Source organism: Amycolatopsis sp. PSD-21, from assembly GCF_055561455.1.
Map to the genome: position 1 here is coordinate 8,696,932 of NZ_CM145712.1, position 12,760 is coordinate 8,709,691.

Sequence of the window (12,760 nt, forward strand, 5' to 3'; positions counted from 1 at the left end):
GCCGCGACTGTCCACAACAGACGACCTGCACCCGCAGGCGATCATCACAGAGAAGGAAACAACAACATGACCACCACAGAAAGCACCGACACCCCGGCAACCGTGCCAGCTCCAACACCCGTGGCGATCGTGGGCGACTTCCACGACGACACCGCTGAACTGTCACTTCGGGACATCGCCGCTCGTATCCGCGAGGACCTCGTCGCCGTCCAGGATGACGACATGATCCACGCCGACGCGGAGTTCGCCGTCGTAGCGGACGAATCCGGTCCGCAGAATCAGATCCTCATCACGATCTCCGGGCTGCCCCACAGTGACCACTGCACCGCCGACGCCCCGAGCATGGACGTGGCGCGGGACGTCTTCCGGTCGACGTTCGCGCTCGCCAGCCATTACAATCGCTTCGTCAGCAGTCCGTACCAGTTGCGGTATCTCGTGGTCATCCAAGCCGTCCACGACAGTGGGACCGTCTACGCCGAAGGCGTCGGCGCCGTCGGACTCTGGGGCACGCTGTCCCGGCCCGAACCTGCGGATGCACCTCTCCGCCACGGGTAAGGGCCCCTGAAACGGCAACAGCCCACTACGGGGCGCGGCGATCACGAGCCGCGCCCCGTAGTGAGCAGTCAGCGACGATTGCCAGAGCTCACAGTGCCCTAGCCATTGACCACAGGATCCTCTCTGCCGAAAGACCAAGGCGCGCTTGACATGTACGTGTGGATCGAGCGTTGATAAGGCTCCGCAACACATCACAGGGAGGATTCCCATGCCGGGTATGAGTGCCTGCCGCCGCAACCGTGGCGCGTTCAAAGTGGACGGCGATCACTTCGACGACGGATTTTACCGCGCCTACGGCTTCAAGCGCGGCTATGGCCGCGCCCACAACGGCAAGGCCGGAGGAAGAGTTCGCCGTCGGCTTATCCGCCGCCGTGAGAAAAGCGTCTGGCGCCGTGGCACCAACCGCCGATAACCGTCAACCCTCGTCGGGCGACGAATCGGCACACCACCGAGCATGCCCGGGGTGGCGTTTTCTCCAACTAGCCTGCCTGGCTACGCCAGACTATCCCCCCACTGCGCCATGACACGACGTGTCCACATGAGACACATGTCTTGTTTGACGGATCGCTTGACAATCGCGCGGTGACGAAGCGTCCATAGACGTGTAGCCCGAACAACCGGATGCGCACCGGCGGGCCCACATTGCCTCGGCCGGGGCATGACCATCCCATTTCCAACACCTGGAGTTCGTCATGTCCCGTAAGGACCGCAACCCCCGCACCACCCCGACCACCGACACCACCAACGCCATCGACGACGACCGCCACCTGCACGTCGTGGCCGATGCCCCTGGACAGCAGAACGCGCCCACCACGGAAGACAAGGTGCGGGAAGCATTGGGCGCCAGCCCGGGCGCCACAACCGCCGCACTGGCGATGGCCGCCGGAGTCGGCCGTTCCACTGCCGCGAAGATCCTGGCCCGCTGGGGGCGCGACGGCACCGCGATCCGGACCGCCGGAGACGGTCCGCGCAATCCCGACACGTGGGCGGCCACCCCGTCAGGCAGTGACACCGACGCACCCGGCACCGAGGATACGCGATCGCACACCACGGCGAGCGACACCGCCGCCGACACCGAGGCGGCAACCGAGCCCGTCTCCGACGCCGACGCCGACGCCGCGACCATCGCGATCACCACGGCGGTGAAGGAGACCGCCACCGGTCCGGCCGTCGCTGACGCCCCGGAATCCACCGCCACGGACACCACCATCGACGAGGCCGGGTCGGCTACTGCCTCCGACGCCGAGAACAGCACCACTCCGTTGCCCGACACCACACCGGGGGATCCGGCCGACAGCGAGGCCGGAGCCGGGCCATCTGCGGCAGAATCGCCTGCGGGCACCGACACCGCCGACACTGCTGCCAAGGCCAAGGACCGCCTGCGCAAGGGCGGTCTGCGGGCCCTGGTGGAGGAATACCTGACCGACCACCCGGGTGACAGCTTCGGCCCAGCCAAGATCGGCAAGGACCTCCGCCGTTCGGGCGGGGCGGTCAACAACGCCCTGGAGAAGCTCGTCGCCGACGGGTACGCGCGCAAGACCTGCGAGGCGCCGAAGCGGTTCGCCATCAACCCGGACAAGACCGACGTGTCGGCAACGAACGACAACACCGAGCCCGCGCTGCAAGCCTGACGCGTGCCCGTCTGAGCCGTGCGCAGGACCGCCGCCCCACTCCCTGGGGTTACCCGGTCTTGCGCGCGGCTTTTCACCTACCAACGGGTTGTGCTGGGTCGATAGCGGATGGATCACCGGATGCCACGGAAGGAGCTGGCGATGCCCGCCGCCGCACCGTTCGGCGGCGGACGGGGCACGATACGTTGTTCCGTCCCCATCGCTGGTTCGCCGTCGGTGACGCGGTCCCCCTTGCGCTTGTGGGCGAGGCGGTACCTGATTACGTAGCAATCAGATCGTGCAGCAGGGCACGGGTTTCGGCGTCACTGGAGTAGAGCACCGTGCCCGCCGTGGCGCGGGTGAGCAGCACGCGGTAGGTGCGGCGCACCCACTGGTCGGCATCGGCGGCTGTCGCGCCGTCGAGGGCGTCGTCCCGGTTGGCGGCGGGATCGGTGATCCATCGGTTGTCGCGCCAGAGAAGGTCGGGGCCGAGGATGACGCCGCCGTAGTCGTACTCGAAGCCTTGCGCGCTGTAGACGCTGCCGACCTGGCCGGCGCCCGCGGGATCGATCGCCCACAACGGCGAGGGTGGAAGACCGTTGACCGCGCGCTGGCCCTTCACACTCCACGGGCGCCGCCAGTCGCCGATCACGATGTCCTCGACCAAGGGATTTCCGGGAGTCGCGTCGCTCCATGGCCAGCAGAACCCGGCCGTGATCCGGGGACTCGCCCCGAGCTCGGTCTTCGCGCGCAGCAGCTGCTCCAGCTCGCCGGGGCTGTCGGCTACCCGCAGCTCGAACCGCTGCGCGGATTCCTCGTCCGCGTTCCAGGGAGTCGGCCTGCACGGTATGTCGTCGAGGCCGAGGGGCGACGGACCCAGCTGTCGTAGCAGGCGCTGCGCTGGCGGTGCTGGCTCATCAGCTCGGCGCTGTGCACGGTGGCGCCGCTGGCTCGAGCGGTGGCCGTGAGGTGGGCGCGGGTGCCGATCTGTCCGGGGCGGATCGCCTGGTCCTCGTCGAGCAGGAACACCACGACGCGAGCAGTGTCGAGCAGCTGAGCGGCCTGGGCGCGGTCGCTGCGGCGCGAGGCGGGGGTGTAGCGGGTGTTCGAGGTGGCCCGCAGCTGGTGCGCGTCATCGCACACCAGAAGGTCAAGCCCGTCGGGCTCGGTGTCGGCAGCGTTGCCGAAGTACTGGAAGAGCTTCTGGGTGGCGCGGGAGCCGTGTCCGGCGGTCTTGCGCAGCGCGGTGGTGAACGCCTGTGAGCCAGTGGCGTGCCGGGCCCGGTAGCCGGCGCGCACCGCCTCGCCGACCAAAGTCAGCGCGAGCGCGCTCTTGCCCGTGCCCGCGGCGCCGGCGACCACCACCACAGCCCTCGGGCCGTCCTCGTCGGCAAGGCACTGTCGCACGAGATCGAGGACGGCCTGCTGATCATAAGACAGGGCGAACACGTCGGCGTGGGTGAGCGCGCGGGCCGCGAGGTCGAACAGAAGTGGGCGCCGCGGAGCGCGAGGGTGATCCGGCGGTCGAAGCGCCTCCAGACGCTCGACGTTGGCGGCCCGCTCGCTGAAGAAACCCCGGACGCGGTCACGCCGAGTTCCCCCGCCCGGTCGGTGTCACGGCCTGGTGCGCCTTACCCTCTGATTTCTCCGAGATAATCTGGTCTCTCGTGCCCGGATGGCTGGGGTGGGTCCAGCGGTGCGCGACGGGATCCCAGTTGGCTGTGGTCATCAGACGGTTGAGGTCGGGCAGGCCAGGGCCGTACACCCAGCCGAACTCGATGCATTCGGCTTCCCCAGGCCACAGCCCTGACCACGTGTCCTGCGGGCATTGGCATGTCTCGTCGTGCCCGAGGCGCTGCAGCCCGGTGGCCAGACAGCGGGCTACGTCGCACCCTTCGAGGTGAACGTGGCCGATCTCGGCGCGGCAGTCCGGGCATGACGGCTCCAGCTCTGTTTCCGACGGAGTCCTGGACTGGGTATTCATGCAGGCCTCGCAGCCGGGTCATGCTGGACTTCGAGGTACTCGTCCCACGATCGTGCCTCGGCCCCGACGTGCGTGTCGTGCAGGCGGACGTCGGGGTTCGCGAGCAGGTGGTGGTGCGCGAGGACCAGTCCCGCTCCTGCGGTGAGCGCCTCGACAAGGCGCAGGTGCATGCGTGCCCACTCGAGGCAACGCTTGTACTCGTTCTGGTGATACGCACGGCTGCCGAGCTCCGGATAGATCGCGCGGGCTTGGGCGAACAGGGCCTCGGCGGCGGCGTAGTGTTCGGCGGCGCTGCGTGGCTCGCCCGCCTGTGTGGCGGGGGTGGTGTGGGGCGACATGGTGTCCTCTTTCAGGTTGTCGGCGTTCAGTGGGCGGAGACCACGGCGCGGGCGCGGGGGTCGGCCAGTACCGGGTGCGTGGTGTGGCGTTCGTCGTCGGCGACGAGGACGCGCACGCCGAAGCGAGGTGGTCCGCCCATGGGGTCGGTCCAGCCGTAGACGGCGGGCAGCTGGGTGAGCGCGTACACGGTGGCTGCGGCGGCGGGGTCGCCGTCGCGGTAGCCGAAGACCTCGAACTCCAGCTCCACGGCCGTCTCGTCGGCGGTGACGGCGTAGCGCAGGTGCGGCGGCAGCTGGGCGCGGAGTTCGGTGAGCGCGGCGGATTCGCCCGGTCCGGGTGGTCCGGGTGGTCCGGTGAGGTCGGCCAGGACCCGTAGTCCGAGCTGGGGCAGGTCGTGACGGTAGGTGTCGCCCAGCAGGGGGCCGTAGCGGCGGACGGTGGTGTCGACGGCGTCGATCCCGGTGTAACCGCAGCTATCGCGCATAGGCGGGAAGGCCAGTGGTGTCTCGTCTGGGCTGGGTGAGATGTACTCGTCGGCGCGCAGCGACCACCGGTCACCTCGCCGCGCAGTCCACACCGCGCCGGTGTCGAAGGCGTACACGTAGTCGGTGCCGTGACTGGTGGGCCAGGGCCACGGCCACTCCCGGTTTCCGAACGTCACCTCGCCGGCCCCGTCGATCTCGGCGGTGCGCAGGAAGAGGGCGACGAGGGGGTAAATGAACCCGCCCGCGGACCGGGCTCGCCGGATCTCGTCGAGCCAGCGGCCGTTCCGGGCGCCGAGGCGAACCGAGCCGACCCACTCGGCGTCCGTGCCAAACCCAAGGTAGAAGTCGTGCGTCGTACTGCTCATCGGGTTTCACCGCCGATGATCGGCATCTCGGCGGGCTTCTCCCGCATCAGCGGCATCGGCACGGACGGTGGCGCGGCCGGATCCCGCAGCCACACATACAAATCGGGCGGACCGAGCGCATCGTCCCCCTCCGGAAACCACGGGTTGAGCGGATCGATGCGGTGCCAGCGGACACCGCCGCCCACCGTGGCGAACACCGCGCCCTCACCGGGGTCGAAGGTGATGATCCAGCTGCTGTTGTGGCTGGAGTACCACGGCCACGGCCAGCCGCCCTCACGCCGGTACGCGTGACCGAGACGCTCCTCTTCCCAGATATCGAAGGTGTCGGTCACCGCCGCGCGGAAGACAGCCTCGTCGGTCGCGGTCACCGCCAGCCTTACTGGTGGCACAGCGAGGAAGTTCTCGGGATAGCACTCCCCGTGCAGAGAGCCGATCCACTCCGAGTCCTCGCCGCGCCCGAGGTAGAAGTCGGTGTTACTCGACATCGCCAGGTCCTCCTTACCGTGACACGTGGGGATTCGGGCTCATGGGCGCCGGAACACAGGCGTACGGGTCGGGAGGCGGGTACGGCGGCGCTTCGCCGTAGTGAGTGGTCTTCTGATCGTGTTCGGCGGCGCGGTCGAGGACGTAGGCGATCACGACCACCGGGGTCCACGGCCCCGGTAGGACCACGGCCAGCACTGTCCACAAGAGACGCTTCTTCCTGTCCTGCATCAGTTCTCCTCGAATTCAGTGGCGGTAAGGAAATTGGCTGCATGTCACGGGTGGTAGACCGGAAGCGGGAGCGCGGGTGGCGCGCTCGGGTCGCGCAGCCATTTCGCGAAGTCCGGTGGGCCGCACCGCAACGGCGGGCGCGGGTCGTCGGGGTCGAGGCGGTGCCAGCGGTCACCGCCGCCCCCGGTCATGTGCGTCGCGCCGTCGAAGTGGGTGATGATCCAGTCGTTGCTGTGACTCGATTCGCATTCCCACGGCCACCCGTTCCGAGGCTCATGCGCCGCGCCGAGTCCCCCGACCGCCCACATCAACAGCAGGTCCTTCACCGCCGACCGATAGGCCGAGGGCTGCCGAGCGGTCAGTGCAGCACGTCCGTGGGGGTCCTTGAGGAGGTTGTCGGGGTGGCAGGCGAACTGCAGCGACCCCAGCCATTGGGCCGTCGGTCCAGTGGCGAGGTAGAAATCAGTGCGCGTGACCATCACAAAGTCCCTTCATGGGATTGCCGGGTCAGAGGTCCTCACGGACCGGGCAGGCGGGGGCGTGACCGACGCCGGAGGTCAGCCCGGGCGGGCACGGCACGGATGTGCCTGTGGCCCGCGCGTCGAGGTAGCGGCCCAGCGCGGCGGGATCGTTGGCCGCGAGCAGCGGTACCTCGCCGCCACATTCCGGGCACGGCCCGAGGACACGCAGGTCGTCCACCACACCGTCGAACGACGTGAGCCGGTACTCGGTGCCGTCGTCGGTGATGGTCACCCGGAACCAGTGCCACCCGCCATGCTGACGGTCGGGGTCGTCGGTGACCGTCACCTCCGTCCGCGCCACTCCGAACACCTCGGCCACGTCGCGAACCAGAGCGCGCCGGAGGGCGGCGCGTTTGAGATAGGCGGGATCGCGGCCGACGTCGAGATCCGGGTCTTGCCGTCGGGCTCGGTCATACGCCTCGCGGGCACGCCCGGCAAGCGTGGCAGGTAGGCGGGGCGGAGGTTGCCCGCGATCGAGAGTGACGCTGTGCCAGTCGTTCTCGGCGTTGTCGACGCTGGGTCGGCCGCATGGCAGATACAAGACCCGGCCGCCGTCGAAGGTGTATGAACTGCCGACATAGAGGTCCGTACGCCACCACTTGCCCAGCATCGCGAGTTGGTAGTCGTAGCCGGACGCCGCATGCCCGAAACCGCACAGTGGCCACGCCTCGGTCAGATTGTCCAACGCGGTCAGGAAATCGGTCTCGGTGGCGGCGGTCAGGAAATCGCGTCCGACGGGAAGCGCCGCGACGGTCGTGGGGTCGGCGTTCCTGTCCGGCCATGCGGATTCGAGGTAGCCGTTGAACTCGGCGGCCGGGCCCGTGCCGACGAAGACCTCGACTCGGGAGGGTGCGGAGAAATCGCGCGGACACACGCGTGGGGCAGCGGTGGGCATCGTGGTCATTTCCTCTCCTGGGTGGTGGTTCCGTCGGCGCGGAGTGCCTGTGCGAGAACGGGAATGCGGGCTCGGGCGTCGTCGACCGGCATGGTCAGACTGAGGCGCACGCGGTCGTCGCCCAGGTAATGGATGGCGACCGCCCCACACGCTGTACGCAACTCGCTCTCCAGCTGTTCGGCGAGCTGGCGGCGCGCCTCGCGTACCCGGTAATGGGCTTTGTCTCGTTCACGCTGGGCCAAGAGGGCGTCGTCGATCCACTGGTGAAAGGCAGGGATAAGCCGTTGCTGGATATGGGTCGCGACCTCGGCGCCCGGTGTGCCGACGGCAAAGGTGGCGACGGGGTACTCGTCAGAGCGTGGCCACCTGTAGGCGTCCTGAAGGTCATCTGGCGCAGGCCCGGGGATGAGGGTGTAGCACCACGGGCCCGGTTCCGTCACCGCGAAGAAGCCGAGACGGATCCCGGTGGACAGGCACTCGACGTCGGCGACCTCGCCGAAATTGCGGCCACTGCCGACCGTCCACTGTCCCGGGAGCGCGGTCGCGACCTCCATCGCGGCGAGGCGCACCCGGTCCTTCTTGTCGATGCGTGCGGTTTCGTCAGTCTTCGAGATCATGACCGGGCTTCCTTTCGTTGTCCCGCGCGGCGCGGAGGCAGCGAGGGCGGTGGGCGGGGTCTCCGTGGAACTCGATGGGCGCCGTGTCGAGGAAGTGGTGCCCGGACCCGGGATCGAGGTACGCGCCGAGGTCGGCGAGGCCGGCGACTCGTGTGACCGGAACCCGCGGTGCCTCGCAGTCCGGGCATGGGCCGAGCAGCAGCCAGGACCACAGCACGACCCCGTTCACGTCGGGGATGAAGTACCAGGGGCGCCCCTCGCTGGTGATCTCGATCAGATCTCCCGGGGTGGCACTGGCCCCGGCGCCGTAGTGGCGGTCGGGGTCGTCCCGCACGATCACGACGTCGACATCGACGCCGAGCGCGGCCGCGATGTGGGTGGTGGTGATCGCGCGGCGACTCCAGGACGACCCGACCGTGTAACGGTCAGCGAACGCGTGCGGGGCCACGGTGCGGTGTCGGCGGGCGACGGTGATCGCACGGTCGGTCAGCGAGGCGGATGGGACGGACTCGTCCTCGGCGAGACGTCGTACTGACATGAGCGTTTCTCCTTCTGAGGTAAGGAAACTGCTATGACCGGTGCGGGAATTCGAAGGAACATTCGTCGTCGCAGTCCTGATCGCCTTCGCTTGCCACGAAAGGGCATTCATCGCGGTGGGCCTTGGTGAAGGTGGCCGAACCGTCGGGGTGCTCGACGATGTGCAGCGCGCCACCGTGCGCGGTCGCCCACGCGATGTCGTCCGGGGTGACGCGGTATTCGGAGTCGAAACCGCAGTAGGTGGCCAGTAACGCGCTCACTGCGCGGTAGGCGTGGGGCGACAGGGTCACCGGGGCTGGCGTCGCGGTCAGCGTCTCGGCTGCACGGTGCAGCAGCCGTTCGGCCAGTGGACCGAGGACGGCGGCGGCGTCGACGTCCGGGTATGGGGGTGGCGTGTCGTGCCACCAGTTGCCGAGAGCGTCGGCGGCGAGGCTGATCCACTCTGCCCGGTCGGTGAGCAGCTCGGCGACGGCGCCACTGTCGTTCAGATAGACGCCGCGCGCGATACGGGCTCGGACAGTCCGTCCGGCGATATCGACGACCCGGGTGTAGTGGTAGTAAGTCGCAGTGGTTCCGCTGTCCAGGTCTCGTTCGGTAATGGCCGTGGTCATCGCGGGGCTCCTGTCGGGTCGATGGGTCTAATCGCGGAATTCGTTGTCAGCGGAGAAGGATGTGGGCGGCGCGGTGGACGAGGTTCTCGGCGATGTCCCCGAGTTCGGTGTCGGCGTGAACGGGACCGCTCGGTGGCGCCGTGGCGTCGTACCAGGTCATGGCGTCCTCACTGGCGAGCGGTGTCCAGGTCAAGTTGTCGGCCAGTACCTCCGCGACGGCATACGACTGGAACACATAGGAATCGCGGTACACCCGGACCCGCACGCGGTAGTGCCCCAGCCGGACAACACGGGTGAGGCTGTAGCCGTGCAGGTCCCAGGAAGTGCTGTCGTCGAGCCCGACCGGTAGCGCGATCCGCACCGCCCACGGGATACGGGGCGGAATCGGTGTCGATGTCATGGCGTGGGCCTTTCTGGTGTGGGCCCGGGCGGGGCGGATGAGGGGGAGGGTGTCCGCCCCGCCCGGGGTCTGTGGGTGGTTAGCGGGTGGCGCGTAGCGCGGCGGTGGCGGCTTGCCCGATGGCGCGGGCGGTGGCGGCGGGGTTGGTGAGGGTGTGCAGGGTGACGCCGTCCATCGGCGCGTTGGAGGGGTCGTCGTCGGGCAACAGCCACAAGACCGCGCATCCGTTGGTACGTAAGCGGTCGAGGAGCCGTTGGCCTGGTTCGCGGGTCTCGTCTTCGAAGACGCCGTCGGAGATGACCACCAGGAGCCGGGCGGCGTCCTGGCGTGACAGATCGAGGGCGCCGTCGAGGGCTTCGATGGCGTCGTCGATGACGTGGCCGCTGTAGCCCGAGCCGAATTCGCTGATCCGGGCGGGTGTGGCCCCGGGGTGGGTGACTGGGGTGACCATGCCGGAGCCGAAGGTCACGGTGGCGGTGGTGGCGGGTACGTCGGTGTGGTGGGCGGCGTGGGCGAGAATCCACGCGGCTGAGGCGACCGGTGCCAGGTACGGCTTCATGGAATCGGTGACGTCGCAGGCTATGCCGAGCCGCAGTGGTGGCGCGGGGACGGTTTTGCGGGTGGTGCGGGTGAACGGTTCTGCGGTGGGGATGGCACCCGCCGCGCGTTGTGCGGCGGCGGTCATCGCCCCGCGCACCCGCAACCGCCCGGGCGGGATGGCCGACGTGGTCGTGGTGGCGGTGCGGTCACGCACTCCGGCGGTGGTCAGCGCACGGGCGAGGTGTCGCGCAGCGGTGCGTTCGGCGGTGGTCGGCGGGCGGGTGCCCGTGATGTGGGTGGCGTACGGGCTGGTCCCACCGCCGAAGGTTTTGTTCGCCGCGCGGACCGCACTGGCGCGGGCGGCGTCGGAGGCCGCGCGGGCCTCCATCGCGTCGGTGACGGGGTCGCTGGGCGCGGGGTCGGCGGCGGCCGCATTGCCGATGGCGATAGCGGCGGCGGTGATCGCCTGCGCCAACGGTGACGGCACACCGTTCCCGTTACCGGGCTGGGCGCCCGGGTCGGCGGGGCCACGCTCGGGCGGCGGCTGGTCGGGATCCTCGCCGAGGGCCTCACACCAGCGGCGCCCGAGTTCGATCATGGCGGTGGCGTCATCATCGGCGACACGGTGCGCCGTACGCCAGATTTGCCGCAGATCGGCGAGCGTGTCGTCACCGAGAATGCCGCGCACGACACGGTCGACCCGGGCGACTTCCCGACTGTTGAGCACGCCGCCGTCCACGCGTGCCAGCAACAGCGCGGCCGACTGCGCGGCGTCCCACTTGGTCATGGTCGGTGCGGCGGCGGGGTCGTTCGCCTGGGTGTCGGCGAGAATGAGTTTCGTGGTGCTCCCGCGCAGCCAGTACCGGTCCTGCGGGCGGCGCCGTAGCTGCGCGGCTTCAATGCGGGACTCTTCCAGCAGGATCGCGGCGGCCGCCGCCCCGGGTGGCGCCCCGGGAGGTTCACGCCACACCGAGTGTTTCGCGTGGGCGGATTCGTGGGTGAGCAGCCCCCATGCGGTGCGGTAGCGCTTGCGGTCCCCGACCCGGTGCGGTTGGACGGTAGCGGGGTCGACCCCGTGGGGGAGGTGGATTCCGTCGATTTCGATGGCGGCGAGGTCGGGGAAGAAACACGCGGGGGCGTCGTGTCCCGCCCCGGGGGCGACGGTGACCACGAGGTCGTCGCGGTCGGCGATGGCGGGGACCTCGTCCCCGAACCGGGCGGACAGGGTCAGCCATCCCGGCTTCGCGGGGAATACGGCGGTGGGTGTGGCGGCGGGTGCGGCGATGTGCGCGGTCATCGTGTGTCCTTTCCGGACAGTCGCGAGCGGCGGGAACCCGGTGGGGCGGGGGCTAGAACTGTTCGCCGACGGCAAGCGGGGTGACGTGGGCGCCGAAGACGTTGCGGACCACGTCGGCGACGATGTCCTGGTCTTCTTCCGGCGCGGCGGCGATCAGGTTCCCTGCGGCGGTCATCGGGTCCAGCGCGGCGGCGGTGTCTTTCGCCGCGAGGAGTTCCCGCATCTGCGGCGCCCACCCGATCTCGCCCCTTTTCTGCCGTGCGGCGAGGTTTTTCGCTACCCGCACCACTTTCGGGTCGACCCCGATTCGGGCGGCGAGGTCGTAGTCGGTCGTCACCTCGATCTTCACCCGGAATCGGGATGCCAGTGCGGGGCTCAGTACCGCGCCGTGTACCCCGGGGTTGTGCCCGCCCACGACGTAGAAACCGGGGGCGGCGTCGACACGTTCCCCATTGTTGGCCTTGATGATGATGTGCCCGCGCCCGTCCATGACGGGGTACACCACCGCGAGCACGGGCGCCGGGATGAGGGTGAAGTCGTCGATGAAGAACGCGCGCCCCTCCCGCATCGCGGTCACCAGCGGCCCGTGCGCGAACTCGTACGTCCCACCCGGGGTGGGCACGTACCCGCCCACGATGTCGTCCACCGTGGTGTCGCCGTCGCCTTGCACCGTCACCGCGTCCCCGAACGCGGCCTCGACCAGGGACGTCTTGCCCGTCCCCGGGGGCCCGTACAGCAGCGAGGGAATTTTGTTCTGCCGCAACCGCCGCAACACCGTCACGTCCGAGCTGCCCGCCAGTTTGCGCGGGTGGTAGAACTGCCCGTTCGGGCGTCGTACCGGTGCGGTCACCAGCGCGGGCGTGGTCGCCTTTTTCGGCCCGGGGCAGCGTTTCGGTGTGACGGGCGTGGGCGGCGTGGCGGCGTCGCTTGTCGCGGGGTCGGTGGTGCGTGTGCTGATCACGGCGGTCGCGGCGGCGGGCGTGTTGGCGTTCGCCCGGTAGGCGCGGGACGGGAGTCCCATGTAGTCGGCTTCGCCGCGCGCTTTCAGGGTTTCCAAGGCGTTGCCGACCGCGCCGGATGACCGGTTCAAAAGTCGGGCGACGCCGCCCGCCGTCAGTCCGGCGCGGGCGGGTTGCTGGGTGAGCAGTTCGGCCACCATGCGGCGGAGTTCGCCGTTGCGTAACCGGTGTGCCGCGCCCGGGGCGGCGGGCGCGGTGCCCGTGGCCGGAGTCGTGGCGTTCGTGGTCATCGTGCTTTCCCCTCACAGCAAGAGTTTTCGGCGGGCATGGA

The 12,760-nt window shown here is 69.3% G+C and carries 17 protein-coding genes; 3 read left to right on the forward strand and 14 right to left on the reverse strand.

The features are described 5' to 3' along the window. The first annotated feature begins 66 nt into the window (after positions 1-66). From ACZ1DY_RS40870 to ACZ1DY_RS40880, 3 genes are all read left to right on the forward strand, one after another. Positions 67-555: a hypothetical protein gene (locus ACZ1DY_RS40870; protein WP_465482881.1), complete on the forward strand. Its 489-nt coding sequence runs from the start codon at positions 67-69 to the stop codon at positions 553-555. 208 nt (positions 556-763) lie between these two features. Then, complete coding sequence (locus ACZ1DY_RS40875) at positions 764-967, forward strand: hypothetical protein (protein ID WP_465482882.1); 204 nt, start codon at positions 764-766, stop codon at positions 965-967. 280 nt (positions 968-1,247) lie between these two features. Beyond that, positions 1,248-2,186: a hypothetical protein gene (locus tag ACZ1DY_RS40880; RefSeq protein WP_465482883.1), complete on the forward strand. Its 939-nt coding sequence runs from the start codon at positions 1,248-1,250 to the stop codon at positions 2,184-2,186. Between the two features lie 259 nt (positions 2,187-2,445). Here ACZ1DY_RS40880 and ACZ1DY_RS40885 read toward each other — a convergent pair whose 3' ends face one another. The 14 genes from ACZ1DY_RS40885 to ACZ1DY_RS40950 form a co-directional block, all read right to left on the reverse strand. Beyond that, positions 2,446-3,057, reverse strand: coding sequence for a DNA/RNA helicase domain-containing protein (locus ACZ1DY_RS40885; RefSeq protein ID WP_465485781.1), 612 nt, complete (start codon positions 3,055-3,057; stop codon positions 2,446-2,448). Next, positions 2,949-3,614 (reverse strand): DNA/RNA helicase domain-containing protein, encoded by a 666-nt coding sequence (locus ACZ1DY_RS40890; RefSeq protein WP_465482884.1) that lies wholly within the window; start codon positions 3,612-3,614, stop codon positions 2,949-2,951. The genes ACZ1DY_RS40885 and ACZ1DY_RS40890 overlap by 109 nt, the downstream gene beginning before the upstream one ends. Before the next feature lie 531 nt (positions 3,615-4,145). Beyond that, positions 4,146-4,487 carry a hypothetical protein gene (locus tag ACZ1DY_RS40895; protein ID WP_465482885.1) on the reverse strand — a complete coding sequence of 114 codons (342 nt, stop codon included), beginning with the start codon at positions 4,485-4,487 and terminating at the stop codon, positions 4,146-4,148. A 26-nt stretch (positions 4,488-4,513) separates the two neighbouring features. Beyond that, positions 4,514-5,338, reverse strand: a complete 825-nt coding sequence (locus tag ACZ1DY_RS40900; RefSeq protein WP_465482886.1) for a hypothetical protein — start codon at positions 5,336-5,338, stop codon at positions 4,514-4,516. Then, the gene (locus ACZ1DY_RS40905) at positions 5,335-5,823 is read right to left on the reverse strand and encodes a hypothetical protein (RefSeq protein WP_465482887.1); all 489 of its coding nucleotides are present in this window, start codon (positions 5,821-5,823) and stop codon (positions 5,335-5,337) included. Before ACZ1DY_RS40905 ends, ACZ1DY_RS40900 begins: the two co-directional genes overlap by 4 nt. A gap of 13 nt (positions 5,824-5,836) precedes the next feature. Further along, positions 5,837-6,052, reverse strand: a complete 216-nt coding sequence (locus ACZ1DY_RS40910) for a hypothetical protein (RefSeq protein WP_465482888.1) — start codon at positions 6,050-6,052, stop codon at positions 5,837-5,839. A 44-nt stretch (positions 6,053-6,096) separates the two neighbouring features. After that, a complete protein-coding gene (locus tag ACZ1DY_RS40915) occupies positions 6,097-6,531 on the reverse strand; it encodes a hypothetical protein (protein WP_465482889.1) in 435 nt (144 codons plus the stop codon). Between the two features lie 28 nt (positions 6,532-6,559). Beyond that, positions 6,560-7,477 carry a hypothetical protein gene (locus tag ACZ1DY_RS40920; RefSeq protein WP_465482890.1) on the reverse strand — a complete coding sequence of 306 codons (918 nt, stop codon included), beginning with the start codon at positions 7,475-7,477 and terminating at the stop codon, positions 6,560-6,562. Continuing rightward, positions 7,474-8,085, reverse strand: coding sequence for a hypothetical protein (locus ACZ1DY_RS40925; RefSeq protein WP_465482891.1), 612 nt, complete (start codon positions 8,083-8,085; stop codon positions 7,474-7,476). Before ACZ1DY_RS40925 ends, ACZ1DY_RS40920 begins: the two co-directional genes overlap by 4 nt. Beyond that, the gene (locus tag ACZ1DY_RS40930) at positions 8,069-8,623 is read right to left on the reverse strand and encodes a hypothetical protein (protein ID WP_465482892.1); all 555 of its coding nucleotides are present in this window, start codon (positions 8,621-8,623) and stop codon (positions 8,069-8,071) included. Before ACZ1DY_RS40930 ends, ACZ1DY_RS40925 begins: the two co-directional genes overlap by 17 nt. A gap of 31 nt (positions 8,624-8,654) precedes the next feature. Beyond that, positions 8,655-9,233 (reverse strand): hypothetical protein, encoded by a 579-nt coding sequence (locus ACZ1DY_RS40935; RefSeq protein WP_465482893.1) that lies wholly within the window; start codon positions 9,231-9,233, stop codon positions 8,655-8,657. A 46-nt stretch (positions 9,234-9,279) separates the two neighbouring features. Further along, positions 9,280-9,633 carry a hypothetical protein gene (locus ACZ1DY_RS40940; RefSeq protein ID WP_465482894.1) on the reverse strand — a complete coding sequence of 118 codons (354 nt, stop codon included), beginning with the start codon at positions 9,631-9,633 and terminating at the stop codon, positions 9,280-9,282. A gap of 79 nt (positions 9,634-9,712) precedes the next feature. Further along, positions 9,713-11,470: a hypothetical protein gene (locus ACZ1DY_RS40945; protein ID WP_465482895.1), complete on the reverse strand. Its 1,758-nt coding sequence runs from the start codon at positions 11,468-11,470 to the stop codon at positions 9,713-9,715. 52 nt (positions 11,471-11,522) lie between these two features. Then, entirely contained in the window at positions 11,523-12,719 is a 1,197-nt protein-coding gene (locus ACZ1DY_RS40950; RefSeq protein WP_465482896.1) for an ATP-binding protein, read from the reverse strand. Between the last annotated feature and the right edge of the window lie 41 nt (positions 12,720-12,760).